The sequence below is a fragment of the Vicinamibacteria bacterium genome (assembly GCA_035570235.1).
In the GTDB taxonomy this organism is placed as follows: Bacteria; Acidobacteriota; Vicinamibacteria; order Fen-336; family Fen-336; genus DATMML01.
In genome coordinates, this window is sequence record DATMML010000043.1 from 55,060 (window position 1) to 79,543 (window position 24,484).

Annotated in this window: 18 protein-coding genes and 1 pseudogene; 8 read left to right on the forward strand and 11 right to left on the reverse strand. The window is 64.4% G+C overall.

What is annotated here, in order from left to right; genetic code table 11:
* Window positions 1–39: 39 nt before the first annotated feature.
* The 3 genes from VN461_08290 to VN461_08300 form a co-directional block, all read right to left on the reverse strand.
* Window positions 40–1,308, reverse strand: coding sequence for a leucine-rich repeat domain-containing protein (locus tag VN461_08290; GenBank protein ID HXB54766.1), 1,269 nt, complete (start codon window positions 1,306–1,308; stop codon window positions 40–42).
* A gap of 125 nt (window positions 1,309–1,433) precedes the next feature.
* The gene (locus tag VN461_08295) at window positions 1,434–2,813 is read right to left on the reverse strand and encodes an MATE family efflux transporter (protein HXB54767.1); all 1,380 of its coding nucleotides are present in this window, start codon (window positions 2,811–2,813) and stop codon (window positions 1,434–1,436) included.
* A 421-nt stretch (window positions 2,814–3,234) separates the two neighbouring features.
* Window positions 3,235–4,425 carry a tetratricopeptide repeat protein gene (locus VN461_08300; protein ID HXB54768.1) on the reverse strand — a complete coding sequence of 397 codons (1,191 nt, stop codon included), beginning with the start codon at window positions 4,423–4,425 and terminating at the stop codon, window positions 3,235–3,237.
* 712 nt (window positions 4,426–5,137) lie between these two features.
* On the opposite strand from VN461_08300, the gene VN461_08305 reads away from it, so the two are divergent.
* The 5 genes from VN461_08305 (at window position 5,138) to VN461_08325 (ending at window position 8,463) form a co-directional block, all read left to right on the forward strand.
* A complete protein-coding gene (locus VN461_08305; protein ID HXB54769.1) occupies window positions 5,138–5,836 on the forward strand; it encodes a hypothetical protein in 699 nt (232 codons plus the stop codon).
* 35 nt (window positions 5,837–5,871) lie between these two features.
* Entirely contained in the window at window positions 5,872–6,423 is a 552-nt protein-coding gene (locus VN461_08310) for a YceI family protein (protein HXB54770.1), read from the forward strand.
* A 235-nt stretch (window positions 6,424–6,658) separates the two neighbouring features.
* Complete coding sequence (locus VN461_08315; GenBank protein ID HXB54771.1) at window positions 6,659–7,393, forward strand: YoaK family protein; 735 nt, start codon at window positions 6,659–6,661, stop codon at window positions 7,391–7,393.
* 198 nt (window positions 7,394–7,591) lie between these two features.
* A complete protein-coding gene (locus tag VN461_08320; protein ID HXB54772.1) occupies window positions 7,592–7,942 on the forward strand; it encodes a metalloregulator ArsR/SmtB family transcription factor in 351 nt (116 codons plus the stop codon).
* A gap of 20 nt (window positions 7,943–7,962) precedes the next feature.
* Window positions 7,963–8,463 (forward strand): arsenate reductase ArsC, encoded by a 501-nt coding sequence (locus tag VN461_08325; GenBank protein HXB54773.1) that lies wholly within the window; start codon window positions 7,963–7,965, stop codon window positions 8,461–8,463.
* A gap of 80 nt (window positions 8,464–8,543) precedes the next feature.
* On the opposite strand, the gene VN461_08330 is transcribed toward VN461_08325, so the two are convergent.
* Window positions 8,544–10,163: a tetratricopeptide repeat protein gene (locus VN461_08330; protein ID HXB54774.1), complete on the reverse strand. Its 1,620-nt coding sequence runs from the start codon at window positions 10,161–10,163 to the stop codon at window positions 8,544–8,546.
* A gap of 425 nt (window positions 10,164–10,588) precedes the next feature.
* Between VN461_08330 and VN461_08335 the strand changes: the two genes are divergently transcribed.
* On the forward strand, window positions 10,589–15,229 hold the full coding sequence (locus tag VN461_08335) for a chitobiase/beta-hexosaminidase C-terminal domain-containing protein (protein HXB54775.1): 4,641 nt from the start codon (window positions 10,589–10,591) through the stop codon (window positions 15,227–15,229).
* A gap of 238 nt (window positions 15,230–15,467) precedes the next feature.
* Here VN461_08335 and VN461_08340 read toward each other — a convergent pair whose 3' ends face one another.
* Window positions 15,468–16,220: a hypothetical protein gene (locus tag VN461_08340; protein ID HXB54776.1), complete on the reverse strand. Its 753-nt coding sequence runs from the start codon at window positions 16,218–16,220 to the stop codon at window positions 15,468–15,470.
* A gap of 231 nt (window positions 16,221–16,451) precedes the next feature.
* On the opposite strand from VN461_08340, the gene VN461_08345 reads away from it, so the two are divergent.
* The gene (locus tag VN461_08345) at window positions 16,452–17,258 is read left to right on the forward strand and encodes a methyltransferase domain-containing protein (protein HXB54777.1); all 807 of its coding nucleotides are present in this window, start codon (window positions 16,452–16,454) and stop codon (window positions 17,256–17,258) included.
* Window positions 17,259–17,412: 154 nt separating this feature from the next.
* Here the strand turns inward: VN461_08345 and VN461_08350 are convergent, their stop codons facing one another.
* The gene (locus VN461_08350) at window positions 17,413–17,937 is read right to left on the reverse strand and encodes a DinB family protein (protein ID HXB54778.1); all 525 of its coding nucleotides are present in this window, start codon (window positions 17,935–17,937) and stop codon (window positions 17,413–17,415) included.
* Between the two features lie 393 nt (window positions 17,938–18,330).
* Here VN461_08350 and VN461_08355 point away from each other — a divergent pair, with 393 nt between their 5' ends.
* On the forward strand, window positions 18,331–18,864 hold the full coding sequence (locus tag VN461_08355) for a hypothetical protein (protein HXB54779.1): 534 nt from the start codon (window positions 18,331–18,333) through the stop codon (window positions 18,862–18,864).
* A 122-nt stretch (window positions 18,865–18,986) separates the two neighbouring features.
* On the opposite strand, the pseudogene VN461_08360 reads toward VN461_08355, so the two are convergent.
* The 5 genes and pseudogenes from VN461_08360 to VN461_08380 all read right to left on the reverse strand — a co-directional run bounded on the left by VN461_08360 (window position 18,987) and on the right by VN461_08380 (window position 23,926).
* Window positions 18,987–19,178, reverse strand: a pseudogene (locus tag VN461_08360) (LysR substrate-binding domain-containing protein).
* A gap of 213 nt (window positions 19,179–19,391) precedes the next feature.
* Window positions 19,392–20,609, reverse strand: coding sequence for an ABC transporter permease (locus VN461_08365; GenBank protein HXB54780.1), 1,218 nt, complete (start codon window positions 20,607–20,609; stop codon window positions 19,392–19,394).
* Window positions 20,606–21,349, reverse strand: a complete 744-nt coding sequence (locus VN461_08370; protein ID HXB54781.1) for an ABC transporter ATP-binding protein — start codon at window positions 21,347–21,349, stop codon at window positions 20,606–20,608. The genes VN461_08365 and VN461_08370 overlap by 4 nt, the downstream gene beginning before the upstream one ends.
* A gap of 14 nt (window positions 21,350–21,363) precedes the next feature.
* Entirely contained in the window at window positions 21,364–22,524 is a 1,161-nt protein-coding gene (locus VN461_08375; protein ID HXB54782.1) for an efflux RND transporter periplasmic adaptor subunit, read from the reverse strand.
* A gap of 571 nt (window positions 22,525–23,095) precedes the next feature.
* Window positions 23,096–23,926, reverse strand: coding sequence for a hypothetical protein (locus VN461_08380; protein ID HXB54783.1), 831 nt, complete (start codon window positions 23,924–23,926; stop codon window positions 23,096–23,098).
* Between the last annotated feature and the right edge of the window lie 558 nt (window positions 23,927–24,484).

The following is a 24,484-nucleotide window of genomic DNA, read 5'->3' on the forward strand; positions in this document are numbered from 1 at the left end:
TCGTAGGAGGCTGCGGCCAGCCGGGCCCGTGGTTTCGCCTCATCGCCAGACGACACATCCCCGCTCCTCGAGTCGCTTAACCCACGCGGGCAGGGCGGCCAGCTTGTTCCAGCGCAAGTCCAGCCTCTGGAGGCTCGCCGCCTCCGCGATGGAGGCGGGAAGGAAGACCAAGCGGTTGCCCCGCAGATCCAGCTCCTTTAGGTTCTTGAGATTGCGGAGCGAGTCGGGAAGACGGGTCAAGCGGTTGTTCCTCAGGTCCAGACGGGACAGGCCGCGTAAGTCACCGATCGACTCCGGGAGCCCGGTCAGGCGGTTGTTGGCCAGCCGCAGCTCCCGGAGCCTAACCAGGTTGCCGATCGACGATGGAATCGAAGCGAGCTCGTTGTTTCCAAGATGGAGCTCCAAGAGGGCGGACAGATTGCCGAGAGCGGAAGGAAGGACGACGAGCCGGTTGTCGGAAAGCCTCAGCTCCCGGAGGCTCCTGAGGCTCCCAATCGTGTCGGGAAGGGTCCCCAGGCGGTTGCCACCGATGTTCAGGTAGCGCAGGGCCGCCAGGTTCCCGATCGTCTTCGGCACCGAGGTCAGCCGGTTGTCGTGCAGGTAGAGGTAATCCGTGAGACCCGCCAGGCGAAAGAGCTCCGGGGGCAGTGAGCTGAGCTCGTTATGACCGAGATCGAGCAGCCGGAGCCGGGTGAGCTTCTGGATCCCGGCGGGAAGGGACGACAGGCGATTCTCCGCGAGGTTGAGCGCCTCAAGGCCGATGAGGCGCCAGAGCGACGCGGGCAGGGACGTCAGCCGGTTCTTCCCCAGGCTCAGATCCGTAAGACGGCGCAAGCCCCCGAGGCTCTCAGGGATGGAGACAAGCCGGTTACCGCGTAGGCTCAGCCGGCGGAGGCTCTTCAACCGATCGAGGCCGGAGGGGAGAGCGCGCAGCAGGTTGTCATCCAAATGCAGCTCCCGGAGGCGAACCAGACCCGGAAGGAACCCGGGGAGCGAACGCAGACGATTCCGGTCTAGATAGAGAGCCTGAAGATCGAGAAGGGCGCGGATCGACCCCGGGAGCTCAGAAAGCCGGTTGCCCACCAAATCGAGCTGCTTCAGCCCTCCCAGCTGCGCCAGGGAGTCCGGTAGGAACGGCAACTCGCACCCGCGGAGAGAGAGGGCAAAAACGGAACCCCTCCGGGAGGCGAAGCCCACCTCTTCGCCTAGCCTGCCGCCCCCGCCACTGAAGCTGACCTCAGAAGCTCTCCGGCCCGGCTCGCCCTCGCGGAGACGACCCTCCAGGCCCGCCGCCGCCGCCAGCTCCATCAATGCGGTCGCGTCGCTTCCCCGAAGATGAGAGCCGGCCCGTACGGTCCCTCCTGGTGTCATGCCCTCAACCCCCGGTGCGAAGGAGCCTCCGTCCGGGGGCCATGTCTGGCCCGTTAGGCCCCCTAAGCCTCTCGTCGCTCTGCGGGCAAGGGTGCAGACTCGGGCGTGAAGGACAGCTTCCTGGCGAACTCCCGGTGAAGGAGCCAGAGGTTCACGCAGAGCTGTGCCGTCACGGAGGCCACGGACAGATACCACAATTGGCGCACCTGGAAGCCCGGCTGCTGCGACAGAGCGTAAGCAGGAAGGGCAAACAGAATCAAGCGTATTGAGGAGCTGCCCAGCGCAGGCAACGTGTTGCCCATGCCCTGGAAGACACTGGAGCTGACGAAGACAACGCCGGAAGCGAGGAAGTTCCAGCTGATGATGCGCAAGTAGTCCGCGCCGACTGCGACCACGGCCGCATCTCGGTTGAAGAGGCGGACCAGGCCGGCGGGCGCGATGTGGCAAAGCGCGGTCAAGGCCAGCATGATCACCGCGCTCATGGCCGCGGCGGAATAAAAGGTCTGGCGAACACGTCCTCCCTGGCGGGCGCCGTAGTTCTGCCCGGCGACGGGAGCCGCCGCGAAGGCGATCGCCACCGCCGGCAGGAAAAGGGCCTGCATCACCCGGCTGCCGATGCCAAACCCCGCCTGGGCGGCGGCGCCGAAGGGCCGAATGATGTCGTAGACGAGGACCAAGTAGACGGAGATGAGGGCGAACTCACCGCCCGCGGGAAGCCCCACGCGCAGCATCTCGCCCCACAACCCTGGGCGTGGCCTCCAGTCCGCCCGTCGGAAGCCCAGGTCGGCGGCCCCCCCTTGGAAGTAGGCCGTGAATGCGAGACAACCGACGGCGACGGCGGCGAACGAAGCCAGCGCCGCCCCCGAGACACCGAGCGGGTGCCCGGTGCCCCAGCCGAAAATGAGCACCGGCGCCAGCAGGATGTTGAGGATCACGGTAGCGACCTGGATGAGCGTCGGGACCTTCAAGTCACCCAGCCCCCGCAGGGCCGCCCCCATGGCCACGAGGGGGAATTGAAGAAAGAGCGCGGGGATGAACCAGTCCAGATACTGGGCACCCAGGGCGGCGGTGGTGGCGTCCGCGGCCAGCCAGCGACTATAGGCGCCGCGCAAGGCAAAAAAGCAAGCACCGAAGCCGAGTCCCGTGATGTTCGATAGGAGGAGCGCTTGGTTGAAGACGAGCTCCGCACGCTCCTTGTCCTTGCGTCCGATGGCCTGAGCGATCAAGGAGGTCGTGCCCACGCCCAGGGATTGCGTGAGCGCCAGCACCAGGAGCATCAGATTTCCGCCGAGGCCGACGCCCGCGATGGCTTCCTTGCCCAGCCTTCCCACGAAGTAGAGGTCGGCCAGGAAGTAGAGGGTCTGAAAGACGGTGCTCAAGGCGATGAAGGTCGCGAGCTGGACGATGTGTCTGCCGACCGGACCCTCGGTGAGATCCTTCATGTCGCGCGCGATCCTCCGCCTGGAGATCCTACCGCTTCTCGCTCCGTCTCGCGTGTGTCATCGACGAGCCGCGGCACCCCCAAGACCGCCGCGACTGGCCGGGCCACGGCACCGCCTTTGGAAGGACGCGCTTAGTGCCCGGAGTCGTCCGCGGACGGGCCGTAGATCGAGGGCACCTTGCCTCCCATCGGGGGCAGATAGGTGCTGAACTGCCCGCGGTGATGGCACCTCGTCAAAAAGGAACCCCCAGACCCTCTCGGCCATGGAGGGATAGCGGGCGGGCTCTCCAACCCCGGCACGGGGACGGCCGTTGGGGCGGGCGGTGGGAGGTCCCGCGGGTGTCCGCCCAGGGTCACCCCCACCCGAGGGAGACCCTACGCGCGACTCGAGCGGCGCCCAATCGGCCGCCGGGAGAACTCGTTCACAGGAAAATGGTCTCCCCCGCGAAGAACGGCCTTTCGACCTTGAACCGGAAATGGAGGGTGGGGGCGACCCCAGGGAGGAGCTGAAGAGGATGACTGTAATCGCAGCGGATGATGCGCCACCTGTTCCTGGTCTCAACAGAGCAGCTGTCGACCTTCACGTGGTCCTCTAGACCATGCTCATTGGCGGCTTGCAAGATGAGCTGCAAGACCTCCCCATCCTCGCGGACGGGGGCGCCCGCGATCTCCGCTACCTTGTCCCTGAACATCCAATAGTCCACGTACGGAATCGAAGTCGCCCAAGTGACGCGGCCGAGCACAAGGAGGGCCAAGAGCCCCCACCCCGCCCTCTTCGGCTTCGGCAGCGCCCCACTCAAGGCGTGGCCTGCGGCCAGCAGGCCCTTCCACAGCTGCACTGCGGGATGGCTCGGCTGCGCCTCGGAGCGGACCTCATCGCGCAGCTGCTGAAGCCGGATGGCCTCGCGATTCTCATGGCTCTCCGGCCGATCACGAAGGCAACCGGGATCCAGACGGACCGCCTCGTCGTACGCGGCCAAGGCATCGGCGGAGCGGCCTTGGGCATTCAGGAGGTCTCCGAGGTCCAAGTGCCCCTGAGGATCCTCGGGGTGCCGCCGGATCGCCTCCCGGAAGGACGAGAGGGCTTGCTCAGGCCGTCCAGAAGCCTGCATGGCCAGGGCGAGATTGCGGTGGGCCTCCGCGTCGTCGGGCGGCCCGAGCTGGATGGCCCTTCGAAAGGCGCGCGACGCTTCGCCCTCCCTTCCGGATCTGAAGAGGGCCACGCCCAGGTTGTTATGGACCGGGGCCTGGCCCTGGTCCAGTTGGAGAGCCGAGTGGAAGGTGTGAACTGCTTCACGATAGCGGCTGGCCGCGGTCAGGGCCACGCCGAGCGCGTTGAGGGCGCTGACGTCGTCGGGGCGCAGTCGCGTCACCTCACGGAAGGAGGCCACGGCCGCTTCATGCTCTCCGAGGATCCACAGGCTCTTGGCCAGGGCCGTGTGATAGGCGGCCTCGTCCCGGTTCATCTGTATGGCCTCGCGAAGAACCGGCACCGCCTCTGCATGTCTCCCGAGCTGGGCGAGCGCGTCGCCCAGGATGTAGTGATAGTCGGGGTCGTTCACTTGCAGTTTCGCGGCCGTTCGAAAGGTGGCCAGCACTTCCCTCGCGGCCATGGCATCGGCAGCGATCCCCGCTCGGGCGGCGCCCGTACCAGCGGGCCCTGGATCTTCGTCCGAGAGCTCGAGACGAAGCCGAAACAGTGGTTCCATTCCTTGGCTACACTCGGTGAACCGGAGCTCCCAGGGCGGACACCCCTCTCAAGCGTTGGAGCGACCTGGGCCCAACTCTGGCTGGAGCCACGAGCTGGACGCCCAAGGCATCATGATACCCAAGACCGCACGCCTCCAGTCCCTCGGAGCTACCCAGTCAGCCGCCGGTGCCGGTGTCCAAGTCCCCCCGGGGGCCCCCGCCCCAACCCAGGGAAGGACCGGCTTGCCGCTTCTCGCCGGGGACGTCCTCATCGGGGGCTAAGGTAAGGGGCGGCCTCGCTACAAGATTGGGCATTACAAGCACGTAGCGTGCCGGCCGCCGTCGGAGGGGCTTACTCAACCTCTAGCGCAACTTGGGATCTCCGGGTCTGCGTGCATCTACTCTGAGTGTGCACTCCTGGGAATCCCGGTGCCACTTTCTGGAAGCGGGGCGGCAGTGACAGCACGCGAGCGGCTTTGCGTGATCGGACCCGGCCCGTGATGCCGGACGGGGAAAACCAACGCGCGCGACCGGGTCGCCGCCTGAACACTCCGGCGACTCCTCCCTCGGGAGCCCTTCCGGCTCGGTGGGGGTGCGGGTTGACGCGAAGGCCTGGGCCACCTAGCCTTGCTGGGCATGAAAGAGCCCTGGGACCACCCCGACTGGTACGATCTGCACGACACCACTTGGACCGCGGGCCCGGAGCGCGAACCGGAGCATTATCGGGAGACGGTGATTGCGATTCCCCCCCTGGACAGGGCTGACCATCTCGTCGACGTGGGAGCCGGCACGGGCAAGCTGGCACTCCTCGTCGGCCGGGCCTATCCCCGGGTCGGTCACATCACGCTCATCGAGCCCAACCCCGACAAGCTGGCGCGGGCGGAGGAGCGACTCCGCGAGGCCATGCCGGCCTCCGAACTGCGCGTGGTGCGGGCGGCTCTAGGCGTTGACCACGCTCTTCCCAAGGGTGAGGCCACCCTAGTCATGGCCGGGAGCGTCCTCATGCCCACCATGGAGCTGGGTGGCGGGACCCTAGAGGACGGGCGGCGTTGGCTTCGGGCCGCGTTGGCTGATGTGCGCGAGCTGCTGCAGCCAGGCGCGCCCTTCTACGATATCGAGACCTTGGCCGCACCCTGGGCTCGGGGGGGCGCGCGCGACCCCGTCCGCCGACTGGACTTCCGCGAGCTCGTCCAAGAGCTCGAAGACGCGGGTTTCCTCCCGGTCGACTGTGTCTATCGGTTTCGTGACCGCGTCGTGCTCCGCGCGGGGCGTCCCCTCTCCGGTGCCCCGGCACCCAGAATCACGGAAGGGTTGGGACCCGCTCGTTCCGCCTAGTCATCGAACGCGACTCATGCTGGCGAGGAGGCATCATGAAGCGATGGACATTTGAGCCCGGACACACGGCGGCTGAGTTCTGCGTGAGGCATATGATGGTCACTCACGTTCGCGGCCACTTCAAGAATGTGCACGGCACCCTGGACTTCGACCCGGACCTCCCCACCTCGTCGCGCGTCGAGGCCACTATAGAGGCGCGCGAGCTGTGGACGGGCGAACCCGCTCGCGATGCCCACTTGAGAAGTCCCGACTTCCTGGATGTGGAACGTTTTCCCCAGATTACTTTTCGCGGGAGCGACATCCGTCTCCGCGGCCGCAATGAGGCCCTGGTCCTTGGTGAGCTGACAATCCGCGGGGTCACAAAAGCCGTGGGTCTGGATGTTCACTATCTTGGGCAGTGGCAGACACCTTGGTGGGAGGACGGCGTCGACAAGGGACCCAAGAGCCGCGCGGGGTTTCTCGCCACGACCCGCATCAACCGTCAGGACTTCGACGTGAGATGGAACAGTGCCCTCGATCTGGGCGGGGTTGTGGTCGGCGACGAGGTGGCGATTACGATTGATGCTGAGGCGATCCTTGACAAATGAGGGCCGCCCACGTCGATCTGATCCTCGACCAGGCGCTCTGGGCGGCTCGGCGGCCTCCGTAATGTAGCCGCTCGCCGCTAGACCGTCCGCCTCAGCCCTTCGAGATCGATCCACCGGGACCATGCCCGCTCCCCAAGAGGGCCACACAGTGGGCCGCATGCTCTAGCCCGGACCGGGTTTACCCGTCACCTCCCTCCGCGCGTGGGTCCGCCTTGTCTTCTGAAACAGGGGTACTATGGCTTCCACATCCAGCTCCCCGCCGCCAGTCCTAACATTCGTTCTTCTCGGCCTCACCGCCGTCACCGGCGTCATCGATGCCACGAGTTATCTCGGCCTCGGGCACGTCTTTACCGCGAACATGACCGGGAATGTCGCCTTATTGGGATTCGCCATCGCCAGCGCACAAGGGCTGTCCGTCGTCCGCTCGGGTGCCGCGTTGGGCGCTTTCCTTGTCGGCGCCGTCCTCGGCGGGCGATTGGCTACCGGGATGAGCGCAGGCCCCCGCTCTCGCTGGACCGGCGTGGCGTTTGGAACGGAGGCGGCACTGCTTTTTGCGGGCATGGCCGTCGCCCTCGGCCACGGGAAGAGCGTCTCCGGCGAGCCGGTCCGCCTCTACATGATCATCGTCCTAACCGGTCTGGCCATGGGGATCCGAAACGCCACTGTCCGCAAGCTCGGGGTGCCCGACCTCACCACAACCGTATTGACCCTCACCCTCGCCGCTCTCGCCGCGGACTCCACCCTGGCCGGGGGAAGCAATGCAGGCTCGTCGAGGCGAATCGCATCTGTTGCCGCCACCATCGGGGGAGCAGCGATGGGCACGTGGTTGCTCAGGGACTCGCTCACGCTGCCGCTCGCCACTTGCGGCGCCATCTCCGGGGTCTGCGCCCTCGCCGCATACTTCGGCCTCGCCGGCCGAGGGGAGACGGCGCTCCCAGATAGGCCCACGGAGGCGGATCAGACCGGGTGAGCGTCGGGTGCAGCCCGTCGAGCTTGAGGAGTTGCTCGCCGGGAAGACGCCGCTGAGAACCCGAGTCCCTCCGCGAGGGCAACGGCAGCTCTCTGCCTGTAGCCTCGCCATGGAGACGCCCGCCCTGGTCTTGTGTCTTCGCCGACCGCGGGCAGCGTGGTTGCGTTAAGACGGGCATTCGCATATACGTATTTCCATATGTCAGTCGAGGTGGGGCCTCTTGCTCGGCTGTTCAAGTCCTTGGGCGAGGAGACACGGCTCCGAATCGTTGCCCTCCTTTCTCATGGCGAGCTCTGCGTCTGTCACCTTGAGGAGGCCCTTCGGTTGGCGCAGCCGAGCGTGTCCCGCCACCTGGGCACCCTGCGGGCGGCGGGCGTGGTGGAACACCGCCGCGAGGGTAGCTGGGTCTACTACCGGCTCGCGCGCCAAGGCGATCCTGACTGTGAGCGACACCTCCGGGCGCTGATGCGTTCTTTCGGCAGACGGTCGGTCCTGCGGAAGGACCTTTCGCGGCTAATAAGGATTCGCGGGCCCCAGTCATGCAAATAGCCTTCGAATAGGGAGCGGCCATGACCGTCCACAACGTCCTTTTCCTCTGCACGGGGAACTCGGCCCGCAGCATCATGGCCGAGGTGCTCTTGAACCGTCGGGGCCACAGCCGTTTCCGAGCCTTCAGCGCGGGGAGCCAACCCAAGGGCGAGGTTCACCCCCTGACCCTGGAGATCCTCGAGCGCGCCCACCTTCCGACGCATGGTGTCCGGAGCAAGAGCTGGAACGAGTTCTCGGGACCGGGTGCGCCGGCCCTCGACTTCGTGTTCACCGTGTGCGGGAACGCCGCCCAGGAGCGGTGCCCACACTGGCCCGGGCAGCCGATGACGGCCCATTGGGGTGTCGACGACCCTGCCGTCATCGATGGCCCTAAGGAGACGCGGCTTCGAGCCTTCAACCGGGCACTCCACGAGCTCGACGCAAGGATCCAGCTCTTCACGAGCCTTCCCTTGGAGTCCCTCGACAAGATGGCGCTCGCGGAGAGACTTCGCGATATCAGCCGCATCCCGCCGAAAGAATAAGGTCCAGGGTCTTGGCTCGCGGGCGGCCCGGGGCTCAGCAACGGGTCCCTGAGCAGCGGCGGGAGGCTCCTAGGGAGAAATTAGCGCGCGGCCAACTCGCTCTGAATGCGGGCCCTCCACTCCTCGGCCGGGGCGTAGCCCTCTCGTAGCTCGAGGGCCTGTTCCAGAAGTGTCAAAGCTTCCTGAGGCCGGTGCAAGCTGTACAGGCAGAGCCCGGCGTTGAAGAGGGTCGCGGGGTGGTCTTTGTACAGCTTCACAGACTCCAGGTAGAAGCGGAGCGCATCTAGGTGCCGGTCCAGGCCGGCGTAGATCCGTCCCATCTCGAAGGGTAAGTCCTTGTCCATAGGATAGAAGAGATCCCAGGCTTGCCGGAGCGCCTTGACCAACTCCCGACGCGCGGCTTCCGAGGCTGTCTTAGCCTGGTCGGCCAGGGGCCCCGCGAAGTGGTAGATCAGGTAGGGGTCCCACTCTCCGAGCTTGAAGAGGGCGAGGAGCACGTCCAGGGAAGGCGCGGGGAGCTCTTTGCGGATGCCGGCGGCGAGGGCGCAGTACTCGCAGGCGCCGAAGCCGTCGACGGCTTCGTGGAATGCCGACTGCGTCTCCCCAAACAGCGAATCGGGCGCCCCCATTAGAAAGGCGGACACCTTGAGGCGCTTGTCCCGGGAGGAGGAGTGCAGAGCCAGGCCGCCCCGCTCACGAAAATAGAGACCAATAGCGTGGTAGTTCACCATCATCGAGAAAGCGGCGCTGTGAAGGGTCATTTGGGGGTCGCCACGGCCGTTGAGCTCATCCTCATGGGTATGGCCCTTGTCCCCGGAGAGCAGCAGCAGACGCCCACCCGAAAAGCGTATGAGGTTACGGATGCCTTTGAGGGCCCCGATCGGGAACAGGAACGATGTATTGCCCAGTCTGGTTCGATAGGCGGCGAGGACGCGGTTCATGGCTTCGTCCTCGTAGTACTCCTCCCCCACGGGCCTCTGCTCGTAGCGGGTGGTGACCCGTTTCAACACCTCCGGATCCAAGGCCGTCTCCTCCCGCCGGCTCGACGTTGTCGTGACCAAACCTTCTTTGAGCTCTCCCTCCGAGACCCAGAAGACGTCCTGGGCCGTGCTATCGAAAACATAGTTGGCGATCAGAGCCAGGGGATTGTGGAGGGTGTCTGCGGAGAGCGTCTCTCCTGAATGCACCAGGGTGATTGTCTGGTCCCGCTCGAGATCGAAGGTCGCGAAATCCAGTACTCCCGCTTCCAAGAAGGGCTTGAAAACGTCACGGGACCGCCAAGCGTCCACATTGGCGGGCGCGAGGTCGGTCATGACGTAACGGAAGGAGAAGTGGGCCAGGGCGGGCAGCTCGCGCTGGAGGGCCAGCAGCTTTTTTAGGAACAGGAAGCCAAACTGGCCGGACCCCGCCGCAATCTCGAGGATGTAAAGCGGTGCTTGGGGGTCCAGGGGGCCGAGGGGCGGCGAAGCCCTTGCACAGTCCCGTAGAAAACCCGAGACGACGCGGGCGTAGGACTTGGCAATTAAGGCGTTGCTCGTGGCGTAGGAAGGGATCCGGTCCGACAACCAGGCCTGCTCGCCCCTCCGATCGTAGAAATCGCGCTGCGCACGCCAGATGAGCGAGGCGGACAGGCGCTGGCTCTTTTCGAGGACGAACTCAGCGCTTTCTGGTGCGGGCGCTCCCCCCCCTACTTGCTCCACCTACCCCCCGCTCTCTCCGGAAGAAACCTGGGGTTGAAGTTTACTCCCTGGCTCCCCCGACACGCCTTCCGCAATGTTGACGCAAGCTTCTTCTGCTAACTCCTTCCATAAGAATGCGTTACAAAATTGACTTCCAAGGCCTCCCCTCAGCTCTACCCAACCCTCGCTCACTTTGGGTAGGCGATCGTGAACCTCCCGGAGCGTGGGATCTTCGTCGTTGGCCACCCCTGAAAGCTCGGTCCGGGGCTCGCCGAGGCCACTCTGGGGGTTTCTCCCACACCACTTTCCGGCTCCCCCCAATTGTCGCAGCTTATGGTTTTCCATAACTTTGTAAGCGACCGTGAGTGCCACCTCTTTAATGGTCCCTTCACGCAGACATGAAAAGGAAGCCCCTGACTCGAGGTCAGGAAGCTCAAAGTGAGCCTATGACTAGAAACTCAGCGAGTTCGTCGCTGCTCGCCGCCGCGACGCTGTTCTTCCTCGTAGCGCTGCCATCCAACGCGCCATCCCAGACAGCGCCGACGGGCACGCCCTCCCCGACTGGATTGTTCAGTGCTCCCAGGGACTTTCTTGTCGGGACCAACACCTTCGGCGTCACCGTGGGCGACTTCAACGGCGACGGCAAGTTGGACGTGGCCACGGCGGACTACGGTTCTAGCACGGTCTCGGTGGCACTGAGCAACGGCGACGGAAGCTTCCGGCCGGCGCTGAGCTTCGCGGTCGGCACGAACCCCTTCGCTGTGGTCGTGGGCGACTTCAACGGCGACGGCAAGCTGGATGTCGCCTCTGCCAACTATGGCGCGGGCACCGTGTCGGTGTTGCTGGGCAACGGCGATGGGACCCTCCAAGCGGCGCAGACGATCACCGTGGGTGTGAATCCTCGCTCTTTGGTCGTGGGCGACTTCAACGGCGATTCCAAGCTGGACCTGGCGGTGGTCAACTCGGGCTCCGGCACCGTATCGCTGCTGCTGGGCAACGGCGACGGAACTTTCCAGCCGGCAAGGACCCTCACCGTGGGCAATATGCCCACCTCGGTAGCCGCGCGCGATTTCAATGGCGACGGCAAGCTGGACCTGGCCGTGGTCAACTACAATTCCATGACCGTCTCCGTGCTGCTGGGCAACGGCGACGGGACCTTCCAGCCTGCCTTGAACGCAACCGTGGGCCCTGGCCCGATGGCGGTCGCCGTGGCCGACTTCAACGGCGATGGCAAGCTAGACCTGACCGTCGCCCACTATGACCCCACCGGCGTCTCCGTGCTCCTAGGCAACGGCGACGGGACCTTCCAGACCGAGCGCATGTTCGCGACGGGTCAGTTTCCCTACGGCGTGGCCGTGGGCGATTTTAACGGCGATGGCAAGGTGGATGTCGTGGTTCCCAACGAGGGTTCCCCGACCGTCTCCCTGCTGCTGGGCAACGGCGACGGGACCCTCCAGGCGGCGCGGACCCTGGGTCCCTGCGACCATCCCGCATCCGTTGCCGTGGCGGACTTCAACGCGGACGGCAGGCTGGACCTGGCGGTGGCGAATGCTGCCGCCACCACCTTCTCGATCTTTCTAGGCAACGGCGACGGAACCTTCCCGGCGGGCCGGAGCTTCGCCGCCGGAACAGGTCCTCACTCCGTGGCCAAGGGCGATTTCAACGGCGATGGCAAGCTGGATCTGGCGGTGGCCAACTATGATTCCAACAACGTCTCCGTGCTGCTCGGCAACGGCGATGGGTCCTTCCAGCCTCCGCTGAGCTTCGCCACCGGCACCAATGCGCACTCCGTAGCGGTGGGCGATTTCAACCGGGACGGCAGGCTGGATGTGACCGTGGCCAACTACGGCTCCAACAACGTATCCGTCCTGCTTGGCAACGGTGATGGGACTTTGCAGCCGGCCGTGAACTACGCGGTGGGTCCCAATCCGTCGTCGGTTGTCGTGTACGACCTCAATCGCGACGGCAAGCCCGACCTGGTCGTGAGCAATAGTGGATCCAACACGATCTCGGTGTTGCTGGGCAACGGCGACGGAACCTTCCAGGCGGCCGTGAACTACACGGTGGGCAACAGTCCCTTCGCGCCAGTCGCACGTGACCTCAATGGCGATGGTTTCCTGGACTTGGTCGTGTCCAATTTCGGTCAAAACACGGTCTCCGTGCTCTTGGGCAACGGCGACGGAACTTTTCGGCCGCAGCAGACCTTCGTCGCAGATTGGGGCGCTTGCTTTGTGGCCATTGCGGACTTCAATGGCGACGGCAAGCTGGACCTCGCCGTCGCCAACTACCACGCCAACGACGTTTCGGTGCTGCTGGGCAACGGCGACGGCACGTTCCGCGCCGGGCCGACCTACGCGGTGAGCGTCAATCCCGTCTGGATCGGTACGGGGGACTTTAACGGCGATGGTGTGCCGGACTTGGCCGTAAACAACCTGGGCACGACTTTCTCCTCCGTGCTCCTTGGCAATGGGGATGGCACCTTCCAGGCGCCAGCGAACGTAGGCGTGGGCGGCCGTCCCGTGAACACGGAAATGGGCGACTTCAACGGGGATGGTCTCCCAGACCTCGTGGTGACTAACTACGACTCTGGAACCATCTCCATCCTACTCGGCGTCCGCGGCGGTCCTACCGCGGCCACGCCAGTTCTGAGTCCGGCCGGCGGGACGTACTCCTCGTCGGTCACGGTAACGATCTCGGAGGGCACGGCGGGAGCGACGGTCTACTACACCACCGACGGCTCCACGCCCACGACCGCCTCCACCCCCTACAGCAGCCCGATCACCCTCAGCCAGACCGCGACCGTCAAGGCCATGGCGGTGGCGAGCGGGATGGCCAATAGCAGCGTGGCCAGTGCTGCCTACACGATCTCCCAGTCGCAAGTGGCGGCACCGTCGCTCAGCCCGGCCGGAGGCACGTACACGTCGTCAGTCACGGTGACGATCTCCGACAGCACGGCAGGAGCGACGATCTACTACACCACCGACGGCTCCACGCCCACGACTGCCTCCACCCGCTACAGCAGCCCGATCACCCTCAGTCAGTCCGCCACGGTTAACGCGATGGCGGCGGCGAGCGGAATGACCAACAGCACCGTGGCCAGCGCTACCTACACGATCTCCCAGTCGCAAGTGGCGGCACCGTCGATCAGCCCCGCCGGAGGTACGTACACATCCTCGGTCACGGTGACGATCTCCGACAGCACGGCAGGAGCGACGATCTACTACACCACCGACGGCTCCACGCCCACGACTGCCTCCACCCCCTACAACGGCCCGATAACCCTCAGCCAGTCCGCCACGGTTAACGCGATGGCGGCGGCGAGCGGCATGATCAACAGCACCGTGGCCAGCGCCACCTACACGATCTCCCAGCAGCAAGTGGCGGCACCCTCCATCAGCCCTGCCGCCGGGACGTACACATCGTCGGTCACGGTGACGATCTCCGACGGCACGGCGGGAGCAACGATCTACTACACCACCGACGGCAGCACGCCCACGACTGCTTCCACCCCCTACAGCAGCCCGATTACTCTCAGCCAGTCCGCGACGGTCAAGGCCATGGCGGCGGCGAGCGGGATGACCAACAGCAACGTCGCGAGCGCTACCTACACGATCCAGCAGCAGGTGGCGACACCGGCCCTCAGCCCGGTCGGAGGGACCTACACCTCCTCGGTCACGGTGACGATCTCGGACGGCACAGCGGGAGCGACGATCTACTACACGACCGACGGCTCTACGCCGACGACCGCCTCCATCCCATACAGCGGTCCGATCACCCTCAGCCAGTCGGCGACGGTCAAGGCCATGGCCGCCGCGAGTGGGATGACCAATAGCAGTGTGGCGAACGCAACCTACACCATCCAGGTGGCAACACCGGCTCTCAGCCCAGGCGGCGGCCTGCACACCTCATCCGTGACGGTGACAATCTCGGACAGCACGCCGGGCACGACCATCTACTACACGACCGATGGGAGCACGCCAACGACGGCCTCCACGCCTTACAGCGGCCCGATTACTCTCAGCCAGTCCGCGACGGTCAAGGCCATGGCGGCGGCGAGCGGGATGGCCAACAGCGGCGTGGCGAGCGCCACTTACACGATCCAAGCGGCGACACCCGCACTCACTCCGGCTGGCGGGAGTTATGTCTCGTCGGTGACAGTGACGATCACGGAGAGCACGTCCGGTGCGACAGTCTTCTACACCACCGATGGGAGCACGCCGACGACCGCTTCCACCCCCTACAGCAGCCCGATTACTCTCAGCCAGTCCGCGACGGTCAAGGCCATAGCGGCCGCGAGCGGGATGTCCAGCAGCAACGTCGCCTCTGCCACCTACACGATCCAGCAGCGCGTGGCGACGCCGTCGCTCAGCCCGGGGAGCGGAACCTACCTCTCCTCGGTAACGGTGACACTGACCGACAGCACAGCGGGAGCGACTATCTACTACACCACCGACGGCTCCACGCCAACGACCGCTTCCACGCCCTACAGCAGCCCGGTCACCCTCAACCAGACCGCGACAGTCAATGCGATAGCGGTCGCGAGCGGGATGGCCAACAGCAACGTTGCCTCGGCCGCTTACACGATCCAGCAGCGCGTGGCGACGCCGTCGCTTAGCCCGGGGACCGGAACCTACGCCTCGACGGTGACGGTAACGATCTCGGACGGCACGGCGGGAGCGACCATCCACTATACGACCGACGGGAGTACTCCGACCACCTCCTCGCCCGCTTACAGCGGCCCGATCTCCGTTAACAAGAGTGAGACGGTCAAGGCGATGGCCTCGGCAGCGGGGATGGCCAACAGCAATGTGGCGAGCGCCACATACACGCTGCAGACGGCCACACCCACATTCAACCCGGCCCCCGGGAACTATATCCTCGCCTTGACATGGTCCATCTCCGACGCTAGTCCAGGGGCGACGATCTACTACACGACCGATGGGAGCACGCCGACAACGTCCTCCGCCAAGTACACAGGGCCGATGTTGCTCAATATCCTGGGGACGACCACGATCAAGGCCATCGCGGTTACTCCGGGCTGGTCTGTGAGTCCGGTGGCCACAGCTGTCTACAACGTCCTCTTATAGGAGCGCCGTCCGGCACGCGGAGCTGGAGGAGGCCACTAAGGATTGCGTCGTTGGGCCGCAGCCGCAGGAGGCGTCGATGGAATGTGTGGCCAGGAGTGAGGGTCTAGTACCCACTGAGGGGAGCGCATAGTGACAGCTTGGTCAACGCTTGAGATCTCCCCCAATTCGCTGGCGGCCACGAGCCAAGGAAGGGCGGTCCCAACTCCTGAGCCCATGATGCCCTGACGTTGGGCGCGATCTACCGCAGGACAGGAATCGCGTCCGCGATGTCGGCAAGATCGTCCATTATGGAGTTGATCATTTTGTAGTAGCCACCATGGTCCCTGATCATGCCGCTGTAATCGGTCTCGCTTCCCGCCCAGAAGAAGGAGACCGCGTCATCATCCAGCCTGATGTATTGGCAGCGCATGTCTTTCATGCGCTTCATGAGCACCTCATTGCCGGCGATCCGTGCCGCGAAATCTCCGTCCGCCGCGCAGAGAAAGCCTCCCCTAGAGCCCAGCTTCTGCCGCTGCGGCAGCTTCTCCTCCGGCTGGATCACAGAGCAACCGCTCAGTATGTCCAGGCGGGGCGCGCGCCCCTTATCGTGCCGTACGATCATGGTCACGGAGAGTGGCTGGCCGATGACCGTCGAGAGCAGCCGATCGAGAGGACTACCGGTCACGCCGCCGACGCCCGACCTGTTCTGTCCGGTTAGATAACCGAGCACGCCGCCCACCTCTTTCCCGGTTTCTGCCATCGTCAGGCGCGCCGCGTACCGGCCCCAGACATTTCCGGCTCTCGCCGTGTAAAGCACCTGATACCCGCGGTGGGCCTTGCCGAGCCACGACCCCTCGGTGTTGGGGATCTGGACCGCTTTCAAGCCGGTCTCTTTCTCGAAGTCGGCCAGGATCTTCTCCTGCCGCGACTGCCCGTCGATCGCAGCGATGGAGATGAACGTGACCACGACCCCAACCAAGCCCACCGCTATGGCCGGCATATGCTGTTTCATTCGCCTCCCCAGTGTGCTGAACTTGAAACGCAGCTGAGCGCGCCCGAAGGGGGGGTCTCAAGCAAGCGGGCGAGGAGACCCTGTCCGCTAAAGCACTGCCCTGGTCCTGGCACCGCCGACTCGAGGTTCTCCCCCGAAAGCCCCCTGGGGCATCCATCTCGTTCATGAAGTTGAACGATTGTACCCTCCACTGCCAATGTTGATGCTCACTTGTGGCAGACTGGCGGGCCCATGTCCGACTCCGACTACGTCCACGGATACTCCGACCGTGAGAACCTACGGCTCGCCGACCAGGCCAACGTACTCGGTTCCCTCCTTCACCATGACACGCGATACCCAGCGGGAAGCATCATTCTCGAATGCGGGTGCGGCACCGGCGCCCAGACGGTCTTCCTAGCCAGCGGGAGCCCCGGGGCCCGGATCGTCTCTCTTGATCTCGCACTTGGAGCCGTCCGGCAAGCCCGCGGGCGTATCCGGGACACTGGTTACGCAAACGTCTCCTTCCAGAACGCGGACATCTTTCACCTTCCCTTCCTCGATGGCGCCTTCGACCACCTCTTCGTCTGCTTTGTGCTGGAGCACCTGCTCGACCCAGTTCGGGCCCTGCGCTCCTTGATGCGCGTGCTGACCCCAGGTGGCTCCATCACGGTGATCGAGGGCGACCATGGCTCCTGGTACTCCCATCCACAGACACGCGAGGCGTCTCGTGCGGTCCAGTGTTTGATCGAGGCTCAGACGCGGCTGGGCGGCGATCCCCTTATCGGCCGCCACCTCTATCCGCTGCTGCTCGAAGCCGGCTTCCGCGACGTGGGGGTTACCCCGCGGATGGTTTACGTGGATGCAAGCCGCCCAGATTTGGTCGAAGGGTTTTCAAGAAAGACGTTCATCGCAATGGTGGAAGGAGTTCGTGAGCGCGTGCTCTCCATGGGCCTTGTGGACAGCGACGGCTGGGAGAAAGGGATCGCGGACCTCTACCGCGCGACCGAGCCTGACGGCACGTTCTGCTACACTTTTTTTAAAGCACGCGCGGTCCGATGATGACGGTGCTCCATCCCGCCGAGCATTTGTCCCCCGCTACTCTCAGGAGCGAAAGGCCATCCTCGTTTTGAATTAGCCCACGACGAACCTGTTCGCCCAGCAGCCATGAACCCGGCGGACCTGGAGATCCACGCAATCCGCCCGCTGGCCGTACTTAGCGATTGAGGATCCCCAGATAGGCCTTCCAGGGTCCAACCGCACCGGCGTATCTCTTGCTCATGACGCGGACCACTTGACCGATATGGTTGAGGTCATGCACGACCCAGGTGGCAAGAAGCTGTCCCAGCGTCACGATGCCAAGTTCGGGGTGCCGGCCCGTGAGCGATAGCTGGGGGGCATTCAAGGACACTTCCCTCAAGTAGGCGAGATTCGATGTCCGAAGCGATGCGAACTCCGCCAGGAGGGCGCTGGTGGAAGTGCTCTCAATGGCCTCCCGAAACCCGAACCGATCAAAGGGCACGAAGGTCTTTGCTTCGCCGTCACTCAGAATGACCCTGATCCGAGGCACCCAGTCAGTCCTCTCCCCATGGATTAGATGACCCACCACGTCGCGCGGGCTGAAAGTGCCCGCGCCCTCGTCCGCAGTCAGCCAGCTCTCGGGGAGGCCCTCGAGTAGCTCGCGAAGAGTCTCCGGCGTACGCGACAGCACGGCTGTCACTTCCGCAACCTTCACTTCCATCTCTCAGGCTCCTTGATACGGGTCCCCTTCACGTTCGAAATCCCCACACTCACGGCGTTAGCCCTCTGACCGCACTATGCACATGGTCAAGAGAATTTCCAACCGTCACTTAACGACGCACCCGTCCAAACCATTGGGTCTTGCTCGATCACTCTCTCATCGTGGCGCACATTTCCACATGACAAGGGCCCCTGCTCCCGGCTGCTTGTAAAACAATGTCATATGGGCTGCGCCAGCCACGCGGTGGCCGAAGGCGTCCGCCTTTTGTCCTGAACCGACCAGCACATGTGAACGTCAGTGGAACTAGACTCTTGCGGACGCAAGACTCGCTCATGAACATGAGACACTAACAAACTCGGAATCAAATGGTCTAGGGTTGGAGGGACTGTGATCATGAAACGAGCGGCTTTCCTTCTCGCCGCCGCGTGTCTCAGCCTCCTCCGGGTTGCGGACGGAGAGGTGCAAGGCGGCGCCAAGATGTTCGAACGCCTGCGCGCGCTGGCCGGGGAGTGGGAGGGATCGGTTGAATGGTCGGGCGCGCGAAGTGACAAAGGGAAGATGAATGCCACGTACTACCTGACCGGAGCAGGATCGAGCGTTGTGGAGAATCTGACCGCGAACGGCACCACACTCATGACCAGTGTGTACCATCTCGATGGCGAAGACCTGCGCATGACTCACTTCTGTGCTGCGCAGAATCAACCACGCCTCAAAGCCACGCGGTTCGATGACGCGAAGGGCACTATCGAATTCTCCTTCGTCGACATCACCAATTTGCCTTTACCGGGCGCGCCACACGTCGAGGGATTCATGATCCACTTTGTGGAGCCGGGGCAGATCGCTCTCACATTCACCTTTGTCAGCGGCCGAGAGCGTAGCTACGAACGGATTGAGCTCAGGCGGGCAAGCTCAAAGCGGGTCGGGTAGATGCCTCTTGACGCTGCCCCAAGCCACAAACACTTCCACCCTCGCGACCGTCCCATGGCCGCTTGTGGCGACGCGGCCGGCGTCTGTTGTTGGCTTAGCTGCGGTTGCCGGCCACATGCTGATCACACTCGGAGCGCATCGACCAGTACCTGAAGCGGTGCCGGCTGGTGACGGCGGCTCGGGTAATAGAGGAAGAAGCCCTCGAACGGAGGGCACCACTCCTCGAGTACTCGCACGAGCCGGCCGCGCGCGACGTGTTCAGCGGCGTGCTCTTCCAACGCGAAAGCCAGTCCGACCCCGTCCAGCGCGGCCTGACGACGGCAGGGATGAACCCCTCGCGCTTCCCCTCCGTGGCCAGTTTCCTCAGGGGGCGAGGCCGGAACCTGCAGGCCGGCACCTGGCGGTCCTGACTGGCTACAGCAGCAGGAACGCGGTAGGGGGCCGCCAGCGGCGCTACATCTGCAAACGGCCGCGCCACGACGTCATCCGTTCGAACCGGAGGGCGCGAGGCGCCGTGCGAGCCTGGGTCACTCGTATCTCAAGGCTTCGATCGGATTCAGCGCCGCCGCTTTCTGTGCCGGATAGTAGCCAAAGAAGACCCCCACCGCACCCGAGAAACCCACGGCGACGATCATTACCACCGGCGAGATCACCGTCTCCCATCCCGTGAACTCCGCCAGAATCTTCGCACTCGTGTAACCGACAACGAGACCGGCCACCCCGCCGCAAATGCCCATCACGATGCTCTCGACCAGGAACTGGGTGAGGACGTCCGAGCCGCGAGCTCCGATGGCCAGGCGAATCCCAATCTCTCGCGTCCGCTCCGTGACCGACACCAGCATGATGTTCATGATGCCGATGCCGCCCACGAGCAGTGAGATCGATGCAATCGCTGCCATCAGCAGCGTCATCACGCGCGTACTACTCTCCGCCGCGGTAGCGAGATCGGTCTGATTGCGGACCGTGAAGTCATCGTCTTCGCCTTTGGTGATGTGATGGGACTCACGAAGGAGTGTGCTGACTTCGTCTTGCGCGGCCGGAATATCGCCGGGGGAGGCCGTGCTGGCCAGAATCTGCGGGATGCGCGGCTTCCCGGTGAGACGGGTTGACGCGGTCGTATATGGAATCAAGATCACGTCGTCTGAATCGCTGCCGCTCGCGGTTTGGCCCTTGGGCGCGAGCACACCCATCACCTTGAAGCGGACTGCCGCAATCTGGATCTCCTGGCCCACGGCGTCGTTGCCTGGAAAGATGCGTTGCGCGACCGTTCGCCCCAGCACGGCCACGCTGCGCGCCGCGCGAACGTCGTCGGGTCCGAAGAACACGCCAGAGTCAGTCTGCCAGTTGCGGATCGCCTGGTAGTCAGTGTCGACGCCATTGATCGAAGTCCGCCAGTTGCCTCCGGGCGCGATGACCTGGCTGCGGGTGACGAGGACCGGCGATACCGCTACCGCGATTTGCGACTCGCTACGGATCTTCTCGGCGTCCGCGATGGTCAGGGTCGCGAAGGCCTGAGCGCCTTGGCTCACGCCCCCGGTGATACTCGCCCCCGGCGTGATGACGATCATGTTCGTGCCGAGGTTGTTGATCTGGTCGTGTATCCGTGACCGGGCCCCGTAGCCGACCGCGACCATGACGATCACCGCGGCGACGCCAATGATGATCCCCAGCATCGTCAGCATAGCGCGCATTCGGTTCTTGAGAATGCTTTGCACGGCCAGACGGATCAAGATAGAGAGTTTCATGCCGCATCCACGTGCAGCGCTTCCAGGTCGCGGGCCGCGTCGTGCCTCTGCGTGACGGCCGCGTCCCCGCAGATCCGGCCGTCCCGCATCTGAACGATGCGGGTGGCGTAGGCGGCAACGTCGGGCTCGTGCGTGACGACGACTATGGTTATTCCCTGCGCGTTCAGTTGCTGGAAGAGCGCCATCACCTCGATTGACGTGCGGGTGTCCAGGTTGCCCGTCGGTTCGTCGGCCAGGACGAGGGCTGGCTCCGTCACGAGGGCCCGGGCGATGGCGACCCGCTGTTGCTGACCGCCCGACAGCTCGCTCGGCTGGTGATCGAGCCGGCCCGCGAGCCCCACGCGTTCGAGCGCCGCCACGGCGAGGGCGCGGGTATCCCGGCTGCGGCCAGTGCGGTCGTAGAGCATCGGCAGCTCAACGTTCTCAATGGCGCTCGTCCGTGCCAGTAGGTTAAATCCCTGAAAGACGAAGCCAATCTTATGGTTGCGAAGCGCGGCGAGGTCGTTCTTCCCGAGTCCATCGACGCGGACGCCATCGAGCGTATAGGATCCCGACGTCGGCGTGTCGAGGCATCCGAGCATGTTCATTAGCGTGGACTTCCCGGAGCCCGAAGTGCCCATGATCGCCACCAGTTCCCCTCGCGTCACGCTCAAGTCCACGTCTCGTAGCGCAAGCACTTCGGTGGTCCCGGCCCCGTACGTCTTGGTGATCTTGTCCGTCTGGATGACGATGGCATTCATGGCACTCTCGCTCCTCAGAATCCGCCACCGGGTCGACCGCGTCCGCTCGGCTGAGCGCCACCCAGCGGGTTGGCCGTCGACGCCGGGGGTTGTGAGGAGGCGGAGGCGATTCCATCGATCACCTTCATGCCTTCGGTCACGTTCTGTCCCTGGAGCTCGGTGAAGAGGCCATCGCTGATGCCGGTTCGCACACGCGCGACCTGAAGCGTGCCCTTGGCATCCAGGGTGTACAGCGTGCCGCTACCGTTTCCCTGCGCACCCCCTTGCCCCCCCTTGTGAGCGAGCGGTCCGTTGGCGCTACCAGAGTTTCTGGCCGCGGTAGGCGTTTGTGCATCCCCGGAGGCCGGTGGAGTTCCGAAATGGGCGAGCACCTCGTCGCTCGGCTTGTAGCGCAAGGCCGCATTCGGCACCTTGAGGACGTTCCCGGCCGATTTTACGAGGAAGTCGACGCGGGCCGTCATTCCGGGGAGCAACTTGCCTCCGGGATTCTCCAACGTGACGATGACCGTGTAATTCACAACGTTGTCTGTCGTAGCGGACTGCAGACGAACCTGCTCTACGCTGCCCGAGAAAGTCTGCCCCGGCAATGCCTGGACGGTGAAGTTGACGGATTGTCCTTCCTTGATCTGTTCGATGTCGCTCTCGCCAACCAGCGCCAGGATCTGCATCCGGGAGAGATCGTTCGCGATGAGAAACAGCTGCGGGGCGGAGAGACTGGCGGCGACGGTTTGGCCGTTGTTGACGTTCCGCTCGACAATGACACCGTCGATGGGCGAGTAAATGGCGGTGAAGGAGAGGTTTTGCTTCGCTCGCTGCAGGGCGACGTTCGCCGATTTCACCGTGGCGTCTGCCTCCTGCAGGACCGATCCGCCCTGCTCGAGGGCGTTCGCCGGGATGAGCCCGTCGGACGAAAGCTGGCGGTTGCGATTCTGATCACTGTTAGCTTGCTTTTCCTCCGCCTGTGCCTTCTCGAGGGTCGCCTGGGCATCGGCCACTCCCTGCTGTGCGATGGTGGGATCGATCCGGGCGAGGAGTTGCCCCTTCTTGACGTGGTCGTTGAAGTCGACAAGCAGCGCGGAGATCTGCCCTGAGACCTGAGTGCCGACGCTTACGGTTGTCACGGCCTGCAGGGTCCCGGTTGCCGAGACGAGGGCCTGGATGTCCCCCCGCTCCACGGTCGTGAAGCGGAGCGCGGGCGCCGGTGGAGCGGAGACGAAATGATAGAGCACAAACGCCCCCCCCGAGGCGGCCGCAACCAGGCCGATGACTATGAGTGCTTTCTTACTAAGAATCACGGTCCCTCCTCTCTTTTCAATGTAGATTCTGCAAACGTTACGGCACCATGTGCACGTATGTGGCCGTTGTGGGCCGTTATGCGAGATCTTGCGCCCGAAACCTCAGCCAAATGTGGAAGATGCAATAAGAGGGCCACCGCGCAATCGGATTCACTCCGCCGAAACGTGGAAGAGTGCGAGCCGTTGTCGGATGCTCTGAGGTAGCCCTCGCAGGACTACCGAGGCTGGCGCTGATCGCGGCTGCGGGGTACGCCCCCCAAGCGCGCAGGGGGCCGCTTCCATTCTGAAGTACACCAACCAGTCCCGAGTGAGTACGGTCGCACCCGCAACCAAAGACCCCTTAGTGAGAGGTGTCCACCGAGCTAGGCGAGGCGAGCGCTGACCGTCACGTCCGCCGGGCGGGCGCGTTAAGGAGGCACCTGCAAGAGGCGGGGTGGTGTTTTGCCTTCCTCTATTGCCGCTTGGTTCGGTACTCGTTGCTCCTGCGGAGTTCGTCCATGATCTGCTGCTCGTTCCAATGATCACGCAGGACCCTGGCCTTGTAGTCCCGTGTCCCCGTCGCGTCCGGCTCTCGATTCAAGACTGCGCGATAGGCCCGGCGCACCATGTCCGTCGCCTCCGCGTCGCCGACGACCTGCTTCTGCCGCTTCTCGGGGCTCCTCGTGAGAGCTTGGCGCACGTCGTGCTCGTCGAACCCGTCATCGACGATGTGCCTTCGAAAGGTCTGCAGGCCCTCTGGGTCCGGCTCGCGGCCTAGGATGTCCTCATAGGCGCGGCGGACGATCCGGTCCGCGGAAGCGTAACGGCGCTCACTCGAAGCCTGCTCATCGCTGCGGCGAAGCGCTTCCCGGACGTCCCGCTCCGCCCAACCCTCGTCGATCATCTTGCTGCGGTAGGTGCGCATTCCCTCCGTGTCGGGGTCGCGTCCAAGGATGTCCTGGTATGCTCGCCGGATGATGGCTTCGGGCTGGACGCCCCCCACCTTGGAAACGCGTCGGTAGTCGGGGCGCTCACTCAGGTCGCGCCGAACCTCTGCCTCTCCCCATCCGTTCTCCCGCATGAGCACGCGGTACCGCTGCCGTTCTGGCGAAGAGGGCTCGCGGTTGAGGACGTCCCTGAACGCCCGTTCGATCGCCGTGTCCGGGCTCTCGGTTTCCGGTGCCATCGCGAGACCGTTGAGCGCCGCTGCCAGCTGGATGCGGGTCCTTTCTTGTCCAAGCACGGACCCGCCGGCGGCGAGGCTCACGACGATCGCCATCGGCATTGCAGTGGTCAGTTTCATGATCTCCTCCTTTCATCATGCCCGTCTTCTGGGCGGTGGCCCGCTAGGACCCCGCCCGACGGCAGGCCTTTGTTCGCGCTTGTGAAGTCGCGGGAGCCCTGGAGGCCGGTGAGAAGCAACCGGGGAACGGGACCAGGATCACGTTGCAACGTCTGATGTCGCCGCCCGCTTCCCCGGGTGAAGTCAGACTGTCCTCCTGGGGGGAACAACCCCCGTACCACCATGCGTCACGGATAGACCGCTACCATCGATGGGACCTACGGTCATGCCCCGCGGCGTTGCCGCGTGAGGCGCCCCACGCTGTTGGTGGTCTATTACCGGCGCTCGCCTTAGTGGCGGTGCTCAGAGTCACGTCCGTAGTAGTGACGCTGAGGCTCATGTTGGGCGCGGTAGTCGTGAAGATAGCGGGGCTCCTGATTGTAGGTCTGCCAGCCCCGTGCGTCCCGATAGTGCCAGCGGCTTCCGTACCAGTACGCGGCGTGTCCCTCGTAGTACACAGGCGTGGTTGTCGCTCTAAATAAGGCGGGCGGAAAGATCTGAATGTTAATGCCCGCTCTA